Origin of the sequence: Streptomyces sp. C36, from assembly GCF_040932295.1 — a bacterium.
Classification (GTDB): domain Bacteria; phylum Actinomycetota; class Actinomycetes; order Streptomycetales; family Streptomycetaceae; genus Streptomyces; species Streptomyces triculaminicus.
Genome location: NZ_JBFQGI010000002.1, coordinates 688,445 through 706,173, shown reverse-complemented (window position 1 = coordinate 706,173; position 17,729 = coordinate 688,445). Strand labels below are relative to the sequence as shown.

The 17,729-nt window shown below is 73.3% G+C and carries 18 protein-coding genes and 1 riboswitch; of the genes, 10 read left to right on the top strand and 8 right to left on the bottom strand.

The features are described 5' to 3' along the window. The first annotated feature begins 25 nt into the window (after positions 1–25). Complete coding sequence (locus tag AB4K12_RS08825) at positions 26–637, top strand: TetR/AcrR family transcriptional regulator (RefSeq protein ID WP_086566058.1); 612 nt, start codon at positions 26–28, stop codon at positions 635–637. A gap of 346 nt (positions 638–983) precedes the next feature. Further along, complete coding sequence (locus AB4K12_RS08820; RefSeq protein ID WP_368433643.1) at positions 984–2,489, top strand: phytoene desaturase family protein; 1,506 nt, start codon at positions 984–986, stop codon at positions 2,487–2,489. Between the two features lie 16 nt (positions 2,490–2,505). On the opposite strand, the gene AB4K12_RS08815 is transcribed toward AB4K12_RS08820, so the two are convergent. The 5 genes from AB4K12_RS08815 to AB4K12_RS08795 all read right to left on the bottom strand — a co-directional run bounded on the left by AB4K12_RS08815 (position 2,506) and on the right by AB4K12_RS08795 (position 7,004). Continuing rightward, positions 2,506–3,474, bottom strand: coding sequence for a hypothetical protein (locus AB4K12_RS08815; protein WP_368433642.1), 969 nt, complete (start codon positions 3,472–3,474; stop codon positions 2,506–2,508). 43 nt (positions 3,475–3,517) lie between these two features. Next, positions 3,518–4,435 (bottom strand): methylenetetrahydrofolate reductase [NAD(P)H], encoded by a 918-nt coding sequence (gene metF / locus AB4K12_RS08810; protein ID WP_086572775.1) that lies wholly within the window; start codon positions 4,433–4,435, stop codon positions 3,518–3,520. Positions 4,436–4,569: 134 nt separating this feature from the next. Next, positions 4,570–5,223 (bottom strand): thiamine phosphate synthase, encoded by a 654-nt coding sequence (gene thiE, locus AB4K12_RS08805; RefSeq protein WP_362259005.1) that lies wholly within the window; start codon positions 5,221–5,223, stop codon positions 4,570–4,572. A 96-nt stretch (positions 5,224–5,319) separates the two neighbouring features. Then, positions 5,320–5,685: an Rv2175c family DNA-binding protein gene (locus tag AB4K12_RS08800; RefSeq protein ID WP_086572772.1), complete on the bottom strand. Its 366-nt coding sequence runs from the start codon at positions 5,683–5,685 to the stop codon at positions 5,320–5,322. 92 nt (positions 5,686–5,777) lie between these two features. Next, positions 5,778–7,004, bottom strand: a complete 1,227-nt coding sequence (locus AB4K12_RS08795) for an NAD(P)/FAD-dependent oxidoreductase (protein ID WP_368433641.1) — start codon at positions 7,002–7,004, stop codon at positions 5,778–5,780. Between the two features lie 152 nt (positions 7,005–7,156). Next, positions 7,157–7,269: riboswitch (TPP riboswitch) on the top strand. Here AB4K12_RS08795 and thiO point away from each other — a divergent pair. From thiO to AB4K12_RS08770, 5 genes are all read left to right on the top strand, one after another. Then, complete coding sequence (thiO, locus tag AB4K12_RS08790) at positions 7,267–8,430, top strand: glycine oxidase ThiO (RefSeq protein WP_362259008.1); 1,164 nt, start codon at positions 7,267–7,269, stop codon at positions 8,428–8,430. Its footprint overlaps the riboswitch before it by 3 nt. Further along, positions 8,427–8,651: a sulfur carrier protein ThiS gene (gene thiS / locus AB4K12_RS08785; RefSeq protein WP_086572769.1), complete on the top strand. Its 225-nt coding sequence runs from the start codon at positions 8,427–8,429 to the stop codon at positions 8,649–8,651. Before thiO ends, thiS begins: the two co-directional genes overlap by 4 nt. 9 nt (positions 8,652–8,660) lie before the next feature. Further along, the gene (locus AB4K12_RS08780) at positions 8,661–9,458 is read left to right on the top strand and encodes a thiazole synthase (protein WP_368433640.1); all 798 of its coding nucleotides are present in this window, start codon (positions 8,661–8,663) and stop codon (positions 9,456–9,458) included. A gap of 99 nt (positions 9,459–9,557) precedes the next feature. After that, the gene (gene pknB, locus AB4K12_RS08775) at positions 9,558–11,513 is read left to right on the top strand and encodes a Stk1 family PASTA domain-containing Ser/Thr kinase (protein WP_368433639.1); all 1,956 of its coding nucleotides are present in this window, start codon (positions 9,558–9,560) and stop codon (positions 11,511–11,513) included. 8 nt (positions 11,514–11,521) lie between these two features. Further along, positions 11,522–12,418, top strand: a complete 897-nt coding sequence (locus tag AB4K12_RS08770) for a deoxyribonuclease IV (protein ID WP_368433638.1) — start codon at positions 11,522–11,524, stop codon at positions 12,416–12,418. Between the two features lie 20 nt (positions 12,419–12,438). Here the strand turns inward: AB4K12_RS08770 and AB4K12_RS08765 are convergent, their stop codons facing one another. Beyond that, entirely contained in the window at positions 12,439–13,071 is a 633-nt protein-coding gene (locus AB4K12_RS08765; protein WP_368433637.1) for a sulfite oxidase-like oxidoreductase, read from the bottom strand. Between the two features lie 150 nt (positions 13,072–13,221). On the opposite strand from AB4K12_RS08765, the gene bfr reads away from it, so the two are divergent. After that, positions 13,222–13,710: a bacterioferritin gene (bfr, locus tag AB4K12_RS08760; RefSeq protein WP_368433636.1), complete on the top strand. Its 489-nt coding sequence runs from the start codon at positions 13,222–13,224 to the stop codon at positions 13,708–13,710. Between the two features lie 25 nt (positions 13,711–13,735). Here the strand turns inward: bfr and AB4K12_RS08755 are convergent, their stop codons facing one another. Continuing rightward, positions 13,736–13,984: a bacterioferritin-associated ferredoxin gene (locus AB4K12_RS08755; RefSeq protein WP_368433635.1), complete on the bottom strand. Its 249-nt coding sequence runs from the start codon at positions 13,982–13,984 to the stop codon at positions 13,736–13,738. 149 nt (positions 13,985–14,133) lie between these two features. Beyond that, on the bottom strand, positions 14,134–15,483 hold the full coding sequence (locus AB4K12_RS08750; protein ID WP_362259024.1) for a class II 3-deoxy-7-phosphoheptulonate synthase: 1,350 nt from the start codon (positions 15,481–15,483) through the stop codon (positions 14,134–14,136). 135 nt (positions 15,484–15,618) lie between these two features. On the opposite strand from AB4K12_RS08750, the gene AB4K12_RS08745 reads away from it, so the two are divergent. Together AB4K12_RS08745 and AB4K12_RS08740 are read left to right on the top strand one after the other, a co-directional pair. Next, entirely contained in the window at positions 15,619–15,681 is a 63-nt protein-coding gene (locus AB4K12_RS08745; RefSeq protein WP_362259266.1) for a trp operon leader peptide, read from the top strand. A gap of 110 nt (positions 15,682–15,791) precedes the next feature. Then, on the top strand, positions 15,792–17,708 hold the full coding sequence (locus AB4K12_RS08740) for an anthranilate synthase family protein (protein ID WP_368433634.1): 1,917 nt from the start codon (positions 15,792–15,794) through the stop codon (positions 17,706–17,708). The last annotated feature ends 21 nt before the right edge of the window (positions 17,709–17,729 follow it).

Below are 17,729 nucleotides of genomic sequence, written 5' to 3'. Positions count from 1 at the left end.
CGCGCGTACAGGGAGAATCACTCTCATGGACAGCAGCAGTACACGCCGCCGGAACACCCGGCGCAGACTCTTCGAGGCGGCGGTCACCCTCATCGCCGAGCAGGGCTTCTCCTCCACGACGGTGGACGAGATCGCCGAGCGCGCCGGAGTGGCGAAGGGCACGGTCTACTACAACTTCGCCAGCAAGACCGTGCTCTTCGAGGAGCTGCTGCGGCACGGCATCGAGCTGCTGACGGACTCCCTGCAGGCGGCCGCCGACGAGAGCGCCGAGCGCGGGGGCAGCCGGGTCGACGCGCTCGACGCGATGATCCGGGCCGGACTCGACTTCATCACGCGCTACCCGGCGCTCATGCAGCTCTACGTCGCCGAGCTGTGGCGCACCAACCGGGCCTGGCAGTCGACGCTGATGCAGGTCCGCTCCCGAGCGATAGCGGTGATCGAGTCGGTGCTGCGCGAGGCGGTCGCCGAGGGCGAGCTGAGCGATGAGATCGACGTGCCGCTGACGGCGTCCGCGCTGTTCGGGATGGTGCTGGTGGCGGCGCTGGACTGGCAGTCGTTCCAGCCGGAGCGGTCGATCGACGAGGTGCACTCGGCGCTGTCGCGGCTGCTGCAGGGGCGGGTGGGCGGCGGCCGCTGACCGGCGCGCGGACGGTGGGCGTCCGCCGTCCCGGTGCGGACCGATCCCCCTCGATCCGCACCGGGGCAGCGTTCCCCCGTAACTCCCCCAGAGCCCCCGTGGGGCTCCCGTTCCCCCCGTACGGCAGGGCCGCCGCGCCGTTCCGCCGCCCCGTGTCGGCGGTGCCGGCCCGGGCGTCCCTTCCGTGCCCCCTACTCTCCCCGGTGGGAGGGGTCCGGCCCATCCGCGCGCGTACTCATCCGTGCGCCTAGGTACGCGTACTCATCCCCTGAGCCCCCGGCACCGGGGCGGACGGGTGCGGGGCCGTGTTGCGGGCCGGGCCGCCGGGTGCCGATACAGTCGGCGCATGGCACGGATTGCGGTGATCGGCGCCGGGATGGGCGCGATGGCGGCCGCCGCCCGGCTGGCCGTCGCGGGCCACCGGGTGGCGGTGTACGAACAGGGACGAACGCACGGAGGCGGCGTCGGGCGGCTGGCACGGGACGGGTTCGTCTTCGACACCGGCCCCGGGCTGCTGCACCTTCCCGCCGTCTACCGCGACCTGTTCGTCAAGACCGGCAAGGAGTCGCTGGAGCAGTGCCTGGAGCTGGTCCAGGTGGATCCGGCGAGCCGGCACGTCTTCCCCGACGGCACCGACGTCTCGCTGCCCAACGCCTCGCGGGCCGGCGTCGTCGCCGCCCTGGACGCGGCGGTGGGCCCGGGCGCGGGCGAGCGCTGGAGCGATCTGGTCAACCGGGCGCGCGAGGTCTGGGACGCCACGCGGCGTCCGCTGCTGGAGGAGCCGCTGCGCGCGGAGACCGCCGGGGCCCTGGGCGGCGACCCGTACCCGGCGGTGCGCCGGCGCGGACTCTTCCGGCGGGCGGCGCCCGCCACCCTGGCGGCCGTGGCCGAGCGGGAGTTGAAGGACCCCCGCCTCGTCGCCCTGCTCGAGAGCCACGCCCTGGCGTACGGCCTCGACCCGCGCCGCGCCCCCGCGAGCGCGACCGTGCTGCCGTACATGGAGCAGACCTTCGGCAGCTGGTACGTGCGCGGCGGCCTGCGCGGGCTGGCGGACGCCCTGTACGAGCGGTGCCTGGCGCGACGCGTGGAGTTCTTCTTCGGCGCCGAGGTCGTGGGCCTGGTGGAGAAGGACGGCCGGGCGGCCGGGGTGCGGCTGGCCGACGGCGGCGTCGCCGAGGCCGACATGGTGGTGGCCGCGGTCGCGCCCGGCCGGCTGGCGGCCATCGCGCCGGGCGTGGAGGGGCGGCCGTCCGCGGCCCCCGTCGCGCCGGCCGGCAGGTTCGGTGTGTTCCTGGCGCTCTCCGGCGCCCGGCCGGAGGGCACCGCGCACCGCACGGTGGTCCACGCGGCCGGCCGCGGCGCCGAGCTGGACGCCGTCTTCGGCGAGCGCGGCGGGTCCGGTCACGGGCCGACGGTGACGGTGCTGCGGCCGGACGACCCCACCACGCGCCCGGGCGACGACCACGAGGCGGTGACGCTCACCGCGACGGTCGCCCCGCACGGCCGGGTGGACTGGTCGGCGCCCGGGGTGTCCGCCGACTTCGCCGAGCGGGTGATCCGGGCGGCCGAGGCCGCCGTGCCGGACCTGCGGAAGCGGCTGATGTGGCACGAGGTGCGCACGCCGGCCGACACCCGGGCGGCGACCGGGGCCGAGGGCGGGGGCGTGCCCGCGCCGGCCCTGGCCGGCGCGGAGGGGGCGTTCCTGCATCCGGGCAACGTCACCGGCCTGCCCGGCCTGTATCTGGCGGGCGGCTTCGCCCACCCCGGCGGCGGTCTGGCGCACGCGGGCATGTCCGGTGCGCTGGTCGCCGGGCTGATCGTGGACGGCGCCGACTGGCGCGGCTCGCAGTAGGCGGCCGCGCCGGGCGTCAGTAGCGGTAGTGCTGCTGCTCGTCGTAGCCGTGGCCGGGCGCCTGCTGCGGCGGGTACTGCTGCTGCCCGCCCTGGCCGGAGGGCGGGGTGTCGTTGTCGCGCTGCTGCGGCACCCAGACGCCGCCGGGCGGGGTGTCGAAGTCGTACTGCGGCGTGTACACCCCGGCGGCGGGGGTTCCGCCGCCGTACTGCTGCTGCTGTTGCTGCTGTTGCTGCTGCTGCGGGTACGGCTGCTGCTGCCCGTACACGTCGTACTGCTCGTAGGACTGCGGGCGGTTGCCGATGTACGGGTCGGAGTACGAGGCGTACTGCCCCTGGCCGTAGTCGTACTGGCCGGCGTAGCCGCCCTGGGCCGGGGCGCCGGAGGAGGCCTGGTCGCCGTAGCCGTCCGTGTGCCCGAAGACGTTGTCGTCGGCGCCGGCGGGGTCGTAGCCGGGGTGCGGCTGCTCGGCCGTGGGCTGCTGGGGCACGGCGGGCATGAGCTCGGTGGCGGCGGCGTCCAGGCCGGGGGCGGGCGGGGGCGCGTCGGGGCCGGAGGACGGGCCGGTGGCCTCGGGAGCGGCGGACGGTGCGGCGGGCGCGGGACGCTCGCCCTTGCGGCGGCGCCCGGACCCGGCCCGGCTCTCGGTCGCGGCTCTGCCCTTGCCCTTGCCCCTGCCCCTCGGCGCGCTCTTGCCCTTCGGCGCGCTCTCGGGGCCGCCGTCCTCCTCCTTGCGGCGCAGGGCCCAGCCCATCGAGAAGCCACGACGGAACGAGAGGGTCACGAAGGTCTGGCCGACGCCGAAGGCGAGGGCGCCCACGACGATGACCGCCACGGACGGTACGGCGACTCCGGCGACGACCCCGAGAAAGCCGACGAAGGCGAGGAGCCGCCAGCGCAACCGCGCCTTGTACTGCAGCAGCACCTCGCCGAGCAGCCAGAGCGCGACGATGCCGAACGCGATGTAGAGGACCGTCCAGCCCATTAACGCCCCTCTCGTGCGGCCGCCCGTCCGCCGGCCGACCGTGTCAGGACCGCTGGTGCAGCCCCAGGTTCTCGTAGATTTCCAACGTGGCCGTTGAGTGGTTCAGGGTAATGAAGTGCAACCCGGGGATCTCCTCGGCCATCAATCGGGCACACAGGTCCGTCGCGTACTCGATTCCGATCGAGCGTACAGCGGCCGCGTCGTCCTTCACCGCGAGGATCCGCTCCGCGAGGTCCGGCGGGAAGGCCGCGTTGCTGAGCTGCGCGAATCGTTCGATCTGGCGCACGTTGGTGACCGGCATGATTTCCGGAATGATCGGAGTTTGGCAACCCGCTGCCGCTACCCGATCGCGGAGCCGGAGATAGTCCTCGGGATAGAAGAACATCTGGGTGATGGCGAAATCGGCGCCCGCCCGGCATTTGTCGACGAAGTGACCGATGTCGGTCTCCCAGTCGGTGGAGCGCGGGTGCATCTCGGGGAAGGCCGCGACGCCCACGCAGAAGTCGCCCGACTCCTTGATGAGCCGCACCAGGTCCGCCGCGTAGCGCACGCCGTCCGGGTGACGCACCCACTCCCCCATGGGGTCGCCGGGCGGGTCGCCGCGCAGGGCGAGCATGTTACGGATGCCCACGTCGGCGTACTGGCCGATGATGTTGCGCAGCTCGGCCACGGAGTGGTCGACCGCCGTGAGGTGGGCCACCGGGGTCAGCGTGGTGTCGGTCGCGATGCGCTCCGTCGCCCGGACGGTGCCCTCACGGGAGGAGCCGCCGGCGCCGTAGGTGACCGAGACGAAGGTCGGTCCGACGGCCTCGATCCGGCGGATGGCGTTCCACAGCGTCCGCTCGCCCTTCGCCGTCCTCGGGGCGGCGAACTCGAAGGAGTACGACCGCTCGCCTGAGGCGAGCAGCTCCCGCACGGTGCGCGCGTGGTCTGTCCTGGTGGAGGCAGTGCCAAGGGCCATACCGGCAAGTTAACCAGCGGGTCCGTGGACCCCCCAACCGAATAGGCGAAATGTCCTGTTCGCCGGGCGACTGTCCACCGACCGTCCCACTCCTTGGACGCCGGGCGTCTCACGAGGAGCCGGACGGCCAGCCCTTACCCCTCGTGCGCGCGTATCCGCTTCGCCAGCCGTGCGGTGGCGGCCGCCGGGTCGTCGGCCTCGGTGATGGCGCGCACCACCACGATCCGCCGGGCACCGGCGGCGAGCACCTCGTCGACGTTGCCCTCGTCGATCCCGCCGATGGCGAACCAGGGCCGTACGGGCTCGAGCGCGGCGGCGTAGCGCACCAGGTCCAGGCCCGGGGCGTGGCGGCCGGGCTTGGTGGGGGTCGGCCAGCAGGGGCCGGTGCAGAAATAGTCCACGCCGGGCTCGGCGACGGCGGCGTCGACCTCGGCCTCGGCGTGCGTGGAGCGGCCGATCAGCACGTCCTCGCCGAGGATCGCGCGGGCGGCGGGCACCGGAAGGTCGCCCTGGCCCAGGTGGAGCACGTCGGAGCCGATGGCGTGCGCGACGTCGGCGCGGTCGTTGACCGCCAGGAGCCGGCCGTGACGGCGGGCGGCCTCGGCGAACACGGCGAGGTGCTCCAGCTCCTCGCCCGCCTCCATGCCCTTGTCGCGCAGCTGGACGATGTCCACTCCGGAGGAGAGCACCGCGTCGAGGAACTGCGGCAGGTCGCCCTGGCGCCTGCGCGCGTCGGTGCACAGGTACAGCCGGGCGTCGGCGAGCCGCTCGCGCGCGGTGACGGACATTCGGGTGTCTCCCCCCGGGTCGGCGGTGTACGGGCCGGGGCTGCCGGACCCGTACACCGGACGGTCTTTCTCTCTACCCCTCCGCGGTCGGAAGGCTCAGACGGCGAGCGCCTGGGCGCGGCGCTTCACCTCCGTGCCGCGATTCTCGCGCAGCGCCTGCGCGGGGGTGCCGGGCAGGGTCGGGTCGGGGGTGAAGAGCCACTCCAGCATCTCCTGGTCGCTGAAGCCGTCGTCCCGCAGCAGCGTCAAGGTCCCGGCCAGGCCCTTGACCACCTTGCCCTCGCCGATGAACTCGGCGGGCACCATGAGCACTCGGTTCTCGCCACGGCGCACGGCGATCAGCTGGCCTTCCTTGACCAGCTGCCGGACGCGCGTCACCTCGACATCGAGCATTTCGGCGATGTCGGGGAGGTTGAGCCAGGCGGGGACGAGAGCATCGATCTTTGCGTCAATCTCGGTCACAGGGACAAGCCTGCCATCCGCGACTGACAGTCGGTAGCCGGGTTGACCCGAGCCGGTCCCCGAACCGGCCCCGAGGTCACCCCACCGGCCCCTCAGAGCACTGCGGACTTCAGCGGCACGGACGCGTCGGCGGCCTTCGACCGGTCCAGCACCGCCCCCTGCTCGATGAGCTTGCGGCCCTGCGCCAGGTCGCGCGGGCGCCCCACGGCCAGCAGCGCCACCAGGACGCCCGCCCGCAGCCAGCACACCGTCCAGGCCGCGCCGGCCGGGTCGCCGCGCCGGACGAGCTCGTCGGCGCGCGCGTGGTGCCCGGCGTACTGCACGAACCGCCCGAACTGCTCGGACCAGAAGTACGGCACCGGGTCGTACACCGGCCCCTCGGCCGGGCCGTGGACGATGTTCCCGGCGACGGTCCGGGGGCCCTGCAGGGCGTTGTCCCAGTGGTGGACCAGCAGCCGCTCGCCGTAGCGGGCGGAGGGGAAGGAGGCGCAGTCGCCGACCGCGTAGACGTCCGGCAGCGAGGTGTGCAGCCGGTCGTCGGCGGCGATGGAGCGGTCCTCCGCGAGCTCGATGCCGGAACCGGCCAGCCAGGCCGTCGCGGGCCGCGCGCCGATGCCCACGACCACCGCGCCGGCCGGCAGGCGGGTGCCGTCGTCGAGGACGACCGCGCCCTCCTCCACCGCCGTCACCCGCGCGCCGGTCAGGAGGCGGGCTCCGCTGTGGGCGTACCACTCGGCCATGTGGCCGGCGACCTCGGGCGGCATGGCGTCCGCCAGCGGCCGGTCCGCGGCCTCGACCACGGTCACCCGGCAGCCCGCCTCGAGCGCGGCCGTCGCGAACTCGGCGCCGATCCAGCCGGCCCCGACCGCGACGACGTCGCGCTGCCCGGCGAGCACCGGGCGCAGTCCCTCGACGTCGTCGAGGGTTCGCAGCACGTGGACGCCGGGCACGCCCTCGCTGCCGGGCAGGGTGATGGGCTCGGCGCCGGTGGCGACGACCAGCACGTCGTAAGGCACCGGCCCCCGCGCGGTCTCCAGCACGTGGTCGTCCGCCCGCAGGCCGGTGGCCTCCCGGCCCAGCTCGAGGTCGATGCCGAGCGAGGCGAAATCGACCTCGAAGGCGGATCCCTCGGCCTTGCCCAGGAGCACGGCCTTGGACAGCGGGGGACGGTCGTAGGGCGGGTGGGGCTCGGCGCCCAGCAGGGAGATCGCGCCCTTCCAGCCCTGCTCGCGCAGGGCGACGGCGGTCTGCACCCCGGCCATGCCCGCGCCGACGATGACGACGCGCCGGTCACTGGAGGTGTTCGTCTGCTCGCTCACGCGATCAACTGTAGGACGGCGACCTGCGTCCGTCGGAGCAACCGGTGACGAGACCTCTGACACAGCGTCACGATGTTTGGGGGTCCGATCACCACGAACTACGCGTGGGCCGCCCTTCCGGCCCCTCCTCGGCGCGTACTACTGTGGCCGCTGCAAGCACTCGCGGGAGCCCGGACGCACCGGGCTGAGAGGGAGGCTGGACGGCCTCCGACCGTACGAACCTGATCCGGGTCATGCCGGCGAAGGGAGGGGCTGGAAGCCCATGCACGCGCGGCACACCCGTGACGTTCTGGTCATCGGCGGCGGCGTCATCGGCCTGGTCACGGCCTGGCGCGCCGCCCAGCGCGGTCTGCGCGTGGCGGTCGCCGACCCGGCGCCCGGCCAGGGCGCGGCCCAGGTGGCGGCCGGAATGCTGGCCGCCGTCACCGAACTGCACTACGGCGAGCAGACGCTGCTCGCCCTCAACCTCGCCTCCGCGCGGCGCTATCCGGCGTTCACGGCCGAGCTGGAGGAGGCCAGCGGCGTGGAGACCGGCTACCGCGCCTGCGGCACCCTCGCCGTCGCCCTCGACGCCGACGACCGGGCCCATCTGCGCGAGCTGCACGAGCTGCAGCTGCGCTCCGGGCTGGACGCGCAGTGGCTGTCGGGGCGCGAATGCCGCCGTCTGGAGCCGATGCTGGCGCCCGGCGTGCGCGGCGGGCTGCGGGTGGACGGCGACCACCAGACCGACCCCCGGCGCCTGTCCCGGGCGCTGCTGACTGCCTGTGAGCGGGCCGGGGTGGTCTTCCACCGCCACGAGGCCGTACGGGCGCTGCTGGCCGGCGGCCGCGCGGTGGGCGCCGAGCTCGCCGACGGCACCCTGCTGGCCGCCGGCCAGACCGTGCTGGCGGCGGGCAGCCTCAGCGGCCGCCTGGCGGGGCTGCCCGAGGACGTGCTGCCCCCGGTCCGCCCGGTCAAGGGCCAGGTCCTGCGGCTGCGCGTGCCGGACGCCTACCGGCCCTTCCTCTCCCGCACCGTACGGGCGGTGGTGCGCGGCTGTCCGGTGTACCTGGTGCCGCGCGAGAACGGCGAGCTGGTCGTCGGCGCCACCAGCGAGGAGCTCGGCTGGGACACCACCGTCACCGCCGGCGGCGTCTACGAGCTGCTGCGCGACGCCCACGAGCTCATGCCCGGCATCACCGAGCTGCCGCTGGTGGAGACCCGCGCGGGGCTGCGACCCGGCTCCCCCGACAACGCCCCGCTGCTCGGCCCCACCGCCCTGCCCGGGCTGCTCGCGGCCACCGGCCACTACCGCAACGGCGTGCTGCTCACCCCGGTCACCGGCGACGTGATGGCCGAGGTGCTGACCACCGGGCGGCTGCCCGAGGAGGCCCGCCCCTTCTCCCCCCGACGCTTCACCCACGCATTCCAGGAGCAGCCCGCATGACCGGCAGCGACGTCATCACCCACAGCATCAGCGTCAACGGCGAGCACCGCGACGTCCCCGCCGGGACGACCCTCGACGGGCTCGTGGCGAGTCTCACCACCGCGCACGGCGGAGTCGCCGCGGCGGTCAACGAGGCCGTCGTCCCCCGCGGCCAGTGGCCGCTCACCCCGCTCGCCGCCGGCGACCGGGTCGAGGTCCTCACCGCCGTCCAGGGAGGCTGATCAGCACAGATGGCCGACGACCTGCTCACCATCGCGGACACCCCCTTCACCTCCCGGCTGATCATGGGCACGGGCGGCGCCCCCAGCCTCGACGTGCTCGAGCGCGCCCTGATCGCCTCCGGCACCGAGCTGACCACGGTCGCCATGCGCCGCCTCGACGCGACCGTGCGCGGCTCCGTGCTGTCGGTCCTGGAGAAGCACGGCATCCGGGTGCTGCCGAACACCGCGGGCTGCTTCACCGCCGGCGAGGCGGTCCTCACCGCCCGGCTGGCCCGTGAGGCGCTCGGCACGGACTGGGTCAAGCTCGAGGTGATCGCCGACGAGCGCACCCTGCTGCCCGACCCGATCGAGCTGCTGGACGCCGCCGAGATCCTCGTCGACGACGGCTTCACCGTGCTGCCGTACACCAATGACGACCCGGTGCTGGCCCGCAAGCTCGAGGACGTGGGCTGCGCGGCGATCATGCCGCTGGGCGCGCCCATCGGCTCGGGCCTGGGCATCCGCAATCCGCACAACTTCCAGCTGATCACCGAGCGGGCCGAGGTGCCGGTGATCCTGGACGCCGGGGCGGGCACCGCCTCGGACGCGGCGCTCGCCATGGAGCTGGGCTGCGCCGCGGTGATGCTGGCCTCGGCCGTCACCCGGGCGCAGGAGCCGGTGCTGATGGCGGAGGCGATGCGGCACGCGGTGGAGGCCGGGCGGCTCGCACACCGTGCCGGGCGCATCCCGCGCCGCCACTTCGCGGAGGCGTCGTCGCCGGTGGACGGCATGGCGCGGCTCGACCCGGAGCGTCCGGCGTTCCGATGAGCTTCCGACCAGCCGTTCCTGTCACCGTTCGGCTATAGAACGAGCGAGCGGGGCGCACACCGTCCAGGTCGCGCCTCGCGACTCGTAGACTCGTGTGCCGTGGATACGACCCTGCCGGACCCCCTCGTCGATCACCTGCTCGACGGCCGTTACCGCGTCGAGGCGCGGGTCGCCGTGGGCGGCATGGCCACGGTCTACCGGGCCCTGGACACCCGGCTCGACCGGGTGCTCGCGCTCAAGGTGATGCACCCCTCGCTCGCCGCCGACCAGGCCTTCGTGGACCGTTTCATCCGCGAGGCCAGGTCCGTGGCCCGGCTCGACCACGCCAACGTGGTCAGCGTCTTCGACCAGGGGACCGACGGCCCGTACGTCTACCTGGCGATGGAGTACGTCGCCGGCTGCACCCTGCGCGACGTGCTGCGCGACCGCGGCGCCCTGCGCCCGCGCGCGGCGCTCGACATCGCCGAGCCGATCCTGGCCGCGCTGGGCGCGGCCCATGTGGCGGGGCTGGTGCACCGCGACATGAAGCCGGAGAACGTGCTGATCGGCGACGACGGCCGGGTCAAGGTCGCCGACTTCGGTCTCGTACGGGCGGTGGACACCAACACCACCGCCAGCACCGGCTCGGTGCTGGGCACGGTCTCCTACCTCGCCCCCGAGCAGATCGAGCACGGCACGGCCGACACCCGCGCCGACGTCTACGCCTGCGGCGTCGTCCTCTACGAGATGCTCACCGGAGCCAAGCCGCACAGCGGCGGCACCGCCGCCCAGATCCTCTACCAGCACCTTCACGAGGACGTGCCGCCGCCGTCCGCCGCCGTGCCCGGCCTGGAGCCGCGGCTGGACGCGCTGGTGGCCGCCTCCACCGCCCGGGACGCCGGGCGGCGCCCGGTCGACGCGGTCGAGCTGCTGGGCATGGTCCGCGAGGCCCGCGCCGCCCTGACCGACGAGCAGCTGGACGCGGAGCCGCCGGGCGCCGCTCCCGCCGCGGAATCCGTGGGCTCCGAGGACCGTACGAGCGTCATCCCGCGCGTGATCGTGCCCGCGCGGGGCGAGGACGAGCTCCACCACACCACCCGGCTGGAGCGCGTCCCGGCTCCCTCCACGCCGCCGGTCCAGGCCCCGCCGCCCGGGCCGCCCGGGCCGCGGGGAGCCGCGCGCCGGCTGCCGCCGCGCCGCTGGATCATCGCCGCGCTGGGCGCCCTGCTGGCCGTGCTGGCCGGCACCGGCGTCTGGTACATCAACTCCGGCCAGTTCACCTCCGTACCCGGCGTCCTGGACCTCACCCAGGCCGAGGCGGAGAAGAAGCTGGACGCGGCCGGGCTCGGGGTGCGCACCGACCAGGCCTTCAGCGACACCGTCGAGCGCGGGCACGTCGTCGCCACCGACCCCAAGCCGGGCGAGCGCATCCGCAACACCGGCAAGGTGAAGCTGACGGTCTCGCGCGGCCCGCAGAAGGCCGAGGTGCCCAACGTCGTCGGCATGACCCTGGACCAGGCGAAGAAGAAGATCGAGGGCCAGGGGCTGACGGTCGGCGAGATCAGCAAGCAGTTCAGCGACGAGACGCCCAAGGGCTCGGTGCTGGCCACCGACCCCAAGCCGGGCGTGGAGCGCAGGCCGGACTCGGCGGTGGCGCTCGTCGTCAGCCAGGGCCGGCAGATCAGCGTGCCGGACGTGACCGGGCTGTCCGCCGCGGCCGCCACCTCGGCGCTGCGCGACGCGGGCCTGGACGTCAAGGTCTCGGACGACCAGGTCTTCTCCGACCGGCCCCAGGGCTCCGTGGCGCAGCAGTCCCCCGCCAAGGGGGCGCAGGCCGCCGAGGGCGACGCCGTGACCGTCACCCTCTCCAAGGGCAAGGAGATGATCGCGGTCCCCGACGTCACCGGGAAGAGCGAGGCGGTGGCCCGGAAGGCCCTGACGGACGCGGGCTTCGGGGTGAAGGTGGAGCGGCCGTTCTTCTTCCCGAAGGACTCCGTCGAGAGCCAGTCGGTCCGGGGCGGCGAGCGGGCCGCCAAGGGGGACACCATCGTCATCCGTATGAAGAGCGGCATCTGAACAGGATCATGAACATCACCAGCTCCGGCCCCGACCTTCCGCCCGGCCCCGCCCGCAACCCCGTGGGCGGCCACATCCCGGTGGCCGGCGGCCTCGCCCGGGTGGGCCTGCCCTACGCCCGGGAGATGGGCGCCGAGGCCGTACAGGTCTTCGTCGCCAACCCGCGCGGCTGGGCGACCCCGGACGGCAACCCCCGGCAGGACGAGGAGTTCGGGGCGGCCTGCGCGGACGCGGGGATCCCCGTCTTCGTCCACGCCCCCTACCTGATCAACTTCGGCTCGCACACCGAGGCGACCGTCGATCGGTCCGTGGAGTCCCTGCGGCACTCGCTGCGCCGGGGCCGGGAGATCGGGGCGCGCGGCGTCGTGGTCCACACCGGTTCGGCGACCGGCGGCCGCCCCCGGCGCGAGGCCCTGGAGCAGGTCCACGAGCGGCTGCTGCCGCTGCTGGAGGAGCTCACCCACGACGACGACCCGCGGCTGCTGCTGGAGCCGACGGCCGGTCAGGGCGCGTCGCTGTGCTCCTGGGTGCACGACCTCGGGCCGTACTTCGACGCGCTGGAGCACCACCCCCGGCTCGGCGTCTGCCTGGACACCTGCCACGCCTTCGCTGCCGGGCACGACCTGGCGGGGCCCGGCGGGATGAAGCTGGCCCTCGACGAGCTGGTCGGCGTGGTGGGCGAGGGCCGGCTGGGGCTGATCCACGCCAACGACTCCAAGGACGTCGTCGGCGCGCACAAGGACCGGCACGAGAACATCGGATCCGGCCACATCGGCGCCGAGCCCTTCGCCGAGCTGTTCGCCCACGCGGCGACGGCCGGCGTGCCGCTGACGATCGAGACGCCCGGCGGCAAGGAGGGACACGCCGCGGACGTGGCGCGGCTGAAGGCACTGCGCGACGGCTGACGGGCCAGGGGGCGGGGAGCTTAGAGCTCCGGGCCCTCGCCGGGCTTCTCCTGGTAGGAGTAGCGCTGCTCGCTCCAGGGGTCGCCGATGTTGTGGTAGCCCCGCTCCTCCCAGAAGCCTCGCCGGTCGGCGGTCATGTACTCCACGCCGCGGACCCACTTGGGGCCCTTCCAGGCGTAGAGGTGCGGGACGACCAGGCGGACGGGGAAGCCGTGCTCGGCGGTGAGGAGCTCGCCGTCCTTGTGGGTGGCGAACATGGTCTTCTCGGCCGTGAAGTCGGCGAGCCGCAGGTTCGAGCTGAAGCCGTACTCGGCCCACACCATCACATGGGTGACCTCGGGTGCGGGCGGGGCCAGTTCGAGGATCGTACGGGTGGAGACCCCGCCCCATTCGGCGCCGAGCATGCTGTACTTCGTGACGCAGTGCAGGTCCGCGACCACCGTCGTGTACGGCAGCGCGGAGAACTCCTCGTGCGTCCAGCAGTGCTTGTCACCGCCCGCCGTGGCGCCGAAGACGCGGAACTCCCAGCGGTCCGGCTTGAACCTCGGCACCGGGCCGTAGTGGGTCACCGGCCATCCGCGCTGGAGCCGTTGCCCCGGGGGCAGCTGAAGATTCTCCCCTTTGCGGCTTTCGGTGTTCTTCGAGGGCCCCATGGCTCAATGGTGTCAGACCGTGGGGGGTGCTGATGACCGGGGGTTGCGTTATCTGGACAACTCCCACTAAGTGTGCACTTACTGGACGACCCCCCGGGGCGGTGCGAGGATGCGCGCAACCTGCCGTTCCGCTGGGAAGGAGCCTCTGCGATGCAGGGCGACCCCGAGGTCATCGAGTTCCTCAATGAACAGCTGACTGCCGAGCTGACCGCCATCAATCAGTACTTCCTGCACGCGAAGCTGCAGGAGCACCACGGCTGGACCAAGATCGCCTCACATACGCGCGCCGAGTCGTTCGACGAGATGCGGCACGCGGAGACCCTCACCGACCGGATCATCTTCCTGGAGGGGCTGCCCAACTACCAGCGGCTCTTCCACGTCCGGATCGGCCAGACGGTCACCGAGATGTTCCAGGCCGACCGGCAGGTCGAGGTCGAGGCCATCGACCGCCTGCGGCGCGGCGTGGAGGTCATGCGGGCCAAGGGCGACATCACCTCGGCCAACATCTTCGAGTCGATCCTCGCCGACGAGGAGGACCACATCGACTACCTGGACACCCAGCTGGAGCTGATCGAGAAGCTCGGCGAGCCGCTCTACCTCGCGCAGTTCATCGAGCAGGAGAACGGCGGGAGCGACTGACCCCGTCGACTCGGAGGCCGCCGGCTCAGGCGGCCGCGGCGGAGGCCGTCAGGAGCGCCTCGTCGGCGCCCAGCACGTCGGCCTCGCCCTGGTCGGTGAGCTCCCGGCGGGGGCAGGCGCCCCGGCCGAGCAGGGCCTGGATGCGGCGTACGCAGCCGCCGCAGTCGGTGCCGGCCTTGCAGGCGGACGCGATCTGCCGGGGCGTGCACGCACCCTTGTCCGCGTGCTCGCGCACCTGCCGCTCCGTAATGCCGAAGCACGAGCAGACGTACACGCGTCACCGCCTTGCGCCGGCCCGGGGGCCGAGTTGATCAATAAGGTTACCCTTACCTTACCCGCCCCGGCGGACGGCCACAACGCCGTGGGGCGCGGATCACAGATCCGCGCCCCACGGTCGTCACCGACGGTGATGAAAGGCCACCCCTACTGGTCGCGGTACATCTCGGCGACCAGGAAGGCCAGGTCCAGGGACTGGCTGCGGTTCAGGCGGGGGTCGCACGCCGTCTCGTAGCGCTGGTGGAGGTCGTCGACGAAGATCTCGTCGCCGCCGCCCACGCACTCGGTGACGTCGTCGCCGGTGAGCTCCACGTGGATGCCGCCCGGGTGGGTGCCCAGGCTCTTGTGGACCTCGAAGAAGCCCTTGACCTCGTCCAGGACGTCGTCGAAGCGACGGGTCTTGTGGCCGGAGGCGGCCTCGAAGGTGTTGCCGTGCATCGGGTCGCAGACCCAGACCACCTGGGCGCCGGACGCCGTGACCTTCTCCACCAGGGTGGGGAGCTTCTCGCGGATCTTGTCCGCGCCCATCCGGGTGATGAACGTCAGACGGCCGGGCTCGCGCTCGGGGTCGAGCCGCTCGATCAGCGTGAGGGCGTCCTCGGGCGTCGTGGTCGGCCCGAGCTTCACCCCGATCGGGTTACGGATCTTCGAGGCGAACTCGATGTGCGCCCCGTCCAGCTGCCGGGTGCGCTCACCGATCCAGACCATGTGGCCCGATACGTCGTAGAGGTGGCCGGTGCGCGAGTCGACACGGGTCAGCGCGGACTCGTAGTCGAGCACGAGCGCCTCGTGGGAGGCGTAGAACTCGACGGTCTTGAACTCCTCCGGGTCCACCCCGCAGGCGTTCATGAAGTTCATCGCCCGGTCGATCTCGCGCGCCAGCTGCTCGTAGCGCTGACCGGACGGCGAGGACTTCACGAAGTCCTGGTTCCAGGCGTGCACCTGGCGCAGGTCGGCGTAACCGCCGGTGGTGAAGGCACGCACCAGGTTCAGCGTCGAGGCCGAGGCCTGGTACATCCGCTTCAGTCGCTGCGGGTCCGGCGTACGGGCCTCGGGCGTGAAGGCGAAGCCGTTGACGGAGTCGCCGCGGTAGGTCGGCAGGGTCACGCCGTCGCGGGTCTCGGTCGGCTTCGAACGCGGCTTGCTGTACTGGCCGGCGATGCGGCCGACCTTCACGACGGGCACGGACCCGGCGTAGGTGAGCACCGCGCCCATCTGCAGCAGGGTCTTGAGCTTGTTGCGGATCTGGTCGGCGCCGACGGCGTCGAAGGCCTCCGCGCAGTCACCGCCCTGGAGCAGAAACGCCTCTCCTCGCGCGACGGCTCCCAGGCGCTGGCGCAACTGGTCGCACTCGCCGGCGAAGACGAGAGGCGGATAGGACTCGAGCTCGGCGATCACATCGCGCAGAGCCTCTTGGTCCGGCCAGTCAGGCTGCTGCGCCGCGGGCAGGGAGCGCCAGGTGTTGCCACCGGCGTGGATTTCAGCGTTCACGGTCACGCCCTCAACATTACGGGGTCGGCGAGGGCGTCCAGCGGCGGGACCGGACTGTGAGACGAATTCTGAGACAAATGCCGGACGACGCTCCGGGAGACCGCGGGACGCGCGGCCGGGTCGTCGGGTAGGGTGCGCCGCATGTACGTGCTCGCGAACCAGAAGCAGAACTGGTGGTGGACCGCTCCTCCGGCGGCCCACTGATCGCGCGTACTCCCGAACGATCCGCGAAGGCCGCCCCGAGGGGCGGCCTTCGGCGTTCTCCCGGACGCCGGCCCGGGGCCGTTCCTCCTCCCAGGAAGGAACAACCTCGTATGACCACCGGAGCCGCCGCCCTCCTCGCCCGGCTGACCGCCCCCGGCCACCCGCCCTTCGCCCTGCTGCACCGCCGCACCCCCGGCCTGCCCGGCGACACGGTCGAGCTGCTGCTCGGCCCCGTCACCGAGGCGGACCGGCTCGGCGACATCCCGCTGCCCACCGGGCCCGCGGCGCACGGCGGCCCCACGCACGACGCGCTGGCCCTCATCCCCTTCCGCCAGATCCGCGAGCGCGGCTTCGACGTGCGCGACGACGGCACCCCGCTGCTCGTCCTGCGCCCCGAGGAGACCCACGAGCTGCCGCTCGCCGAGGCCCTCGACGCCCTGCCCACGCACGACGTGCGGGTCGAGGGCGGCGCGTTCGACGTCGGCGACGAGGAGTACGCGCGCGTCGTCGAGCGCGTCATCGAGGACGAGATCGGCACCGGCGAGGGCGCCAACTTCGTCATCCGCCGCACGTTCGAGGGCGAGATCCCCGGCTTCGCCGCCGCCGACGCCCTCGCCCTCTTCCGCCGCCTGCTCGCCGGCGAGCGCGGCGCCTACTGGACGTACGTGGTGCACACCGGCGACCGCACCCTGGTGGGCGCCAGCCCCGAGGTGCACGTCCGGATGACCGGCGGCACGGTCGTGATGAACCCCATCAGCGGCACCTACCGCTACCCGGCCGGCGGCCCCACCGCCGAGGACCTGCTCGGCTTCCTCCACGACCGCAAGGAGGTCGAGGAGCTGTCCATGGTCGTGGACGAGGAGCTGAAGATGATGTGCACCGTCGGCGACATGGGCGGCGTGGTCGTCGGCCCCCGGCTGCGTGAGATGGCCCACCTCGCGCACACCGAGTACGAGCTGCGGGGACGCTCCTCGCTGGACGTGCGCGAGGTGCTCAAGGAGACCATGTTCGCGGCCACCGTCACCGGCTCGCCCGTCCAGAACGCCTGCCGGGTCATCCAGCGCCACGAGCCCCACGGCCGCGGCTACTACGCCGGCGCCCTCGCCCTCATCGGCCGCGACGCCGGCGGCGCGCAGACCCTGGACTCCCCCATCCTCATCCGCACCGCCGACATCGACCCTCGCGGCCGGCTGCGGGTGTCCGTCGGCGCCACGCTCGTGCGCCACTCCGACCCGCACGGCGAGGTCGCCGAGACCCACGCCAAGGCGGCGGGCGTCCTGGCCGCCCTCGGCGTCCGGCCGGCCGCCGTACGCCCGGCGGCCGCCCCGGCCGTACGGCTGGGCGACGACACCCGGGTACGGGCCGCGCTGGACGCCCGCCGGGCGGATCTGGCCCCGTTCTGGCTGCGGATGCGCACCGGCGCGCCCACCGCCGCGCTGACCGGCCACGCGCTGATCGTCGACGGCGAGGACACCTTCACGGCGATGCTCGCCCATCTGCTGCGCACCTCGGGGCTGACGGTGACCGTGCGCCGCTACGACGAGCCGGGCCTGCCCGAGGCCGCGCTGCGCCACGAGGGCCCGGTGGTGCTGGGCCCCGGCCCCGGCAACCCCTCGGACACGGCCGACCCCAAGATGCGGATGCTGCGCGAGCTGACCGCCGGACTGCTGCGGGCACACCACCACGGTCTGCTCGGCGTCTGCCTCGGGCACGAGCTGATCGCGGCGGAGCTGGGGCTGGAGATCGTGCGCAAGCACGTGCCCTTCCAGGGGGCGCAGGAGCGGATCGACTTCTTCGGGCGCGAGGAGACGGTGGGGTTCTACAACACCTTCACGGCGCGCTGCGACGAGGCCGTGGCCCAGGAGCTGGCGATGCACGGCATCGAGGTGAGCCGCGACGCGACGACCGGAGACGTCCACGCGGTGCGCGGGGGCACGTTCGGCGGCGTCCAGTTCCACCCGGAGTCGGTGCTGACGCTGAACGGGTCGGCGATCGTGGCGGAGCTGCTGGCCGCCGTCCTCGTCTGACCCGCCCGCCCGTCGCCCGGA

What these genes read in the sequence shown, in the direction of transcription:
- AB4K12_RS08740 (WP_368433634.1), top strand. Translation starts at nt 15,792, where the DNA reads ATGACCACCGGAGCCGCCGCCCTCCTCGCCCGGCTGACCGCCCCCGGC.
- thiS (WP_086572769.1), top strand. Translation starts at nt 8,427, where the DNA reads ATGACCGGCAGCGACGTCATCACCCACAGCATCAGCGTCAACGGCGAG.
- AB4K12_RS08825 (WP_086566058.1), top strand. Translation starts at nt 26, where the DNA reads ATGGACAGCAGCAGTACACGCCGCCGGAACACCCGGCGCAGACTCTTC.
- AB4K12_RS08765 (WP_368433637.1), bottom strand. Translation starts at nt 13,071, where the DNA reads ATGGGGCCCTCGAAGAACACCGAAAGCCGCAAAGGGGAGAATCTTCAG.
- metF (WP_086572775.1), bottom strand. Translation starts at nt 4,435, where the DNA reads ATGGCCCTTGGCACTGCCTCCACCAGGACAGACCACGCGCGCACCGTG.
- thiE (WP_362259005.1), bottom strand. Translation starts at nt 5,223, where the DNA reads ATGTCCGTCACCGCGCGCGAGCGGCTCGCCGACGCCCGGCTGTACCTG.
- thiO (WP_362259008.1), top strand. Translation starts at nt 7,267, where the DNA reads ATGCACGCGCGGCACACCCGTGACGTTCTGGTCATCGGCGGCGGCGTC.
- AB4K12_RS08780 (WP_368433640.1), top strand. Translation starts at nt 8,661, where the DNA reads ATGGCCGACGACCTGCTCACCATCGCGGACACCCCCTTCACCTCCCGG.
- AB4K12_RS08770 (WP_368433638.1), top strand. Translation starts at nt 11,522, where the DNA reads ATGAACATCACCAGCTCCGGCCCCGACCTTCCGCCCGGCCCCGCCCGC.
- AB4K12_RS08815 (WP_368433642.1), bottom strand. Translation starts at nt 3,474, where the DNA reads ATGGGCTGGACGGTCCTCTACATCGCGTTCGGCATCGTCGCGCTCTGG.
- AB4K12_RS08820 (WP_368433643.1), top strand. Translation starts at nt 984, where the DNA reads ATGGCACGGATTGCGGTGATCGGCGCCGGGATGGGCGCGATGGCGGCC.
- bfr (WP_368433636.1), top strand. Translation starts at nt 13,222, where the DNA reads ATGCAGGGCGACCCCGAGGTCATCGAGTTCCTCAATGAACAGCTGACT.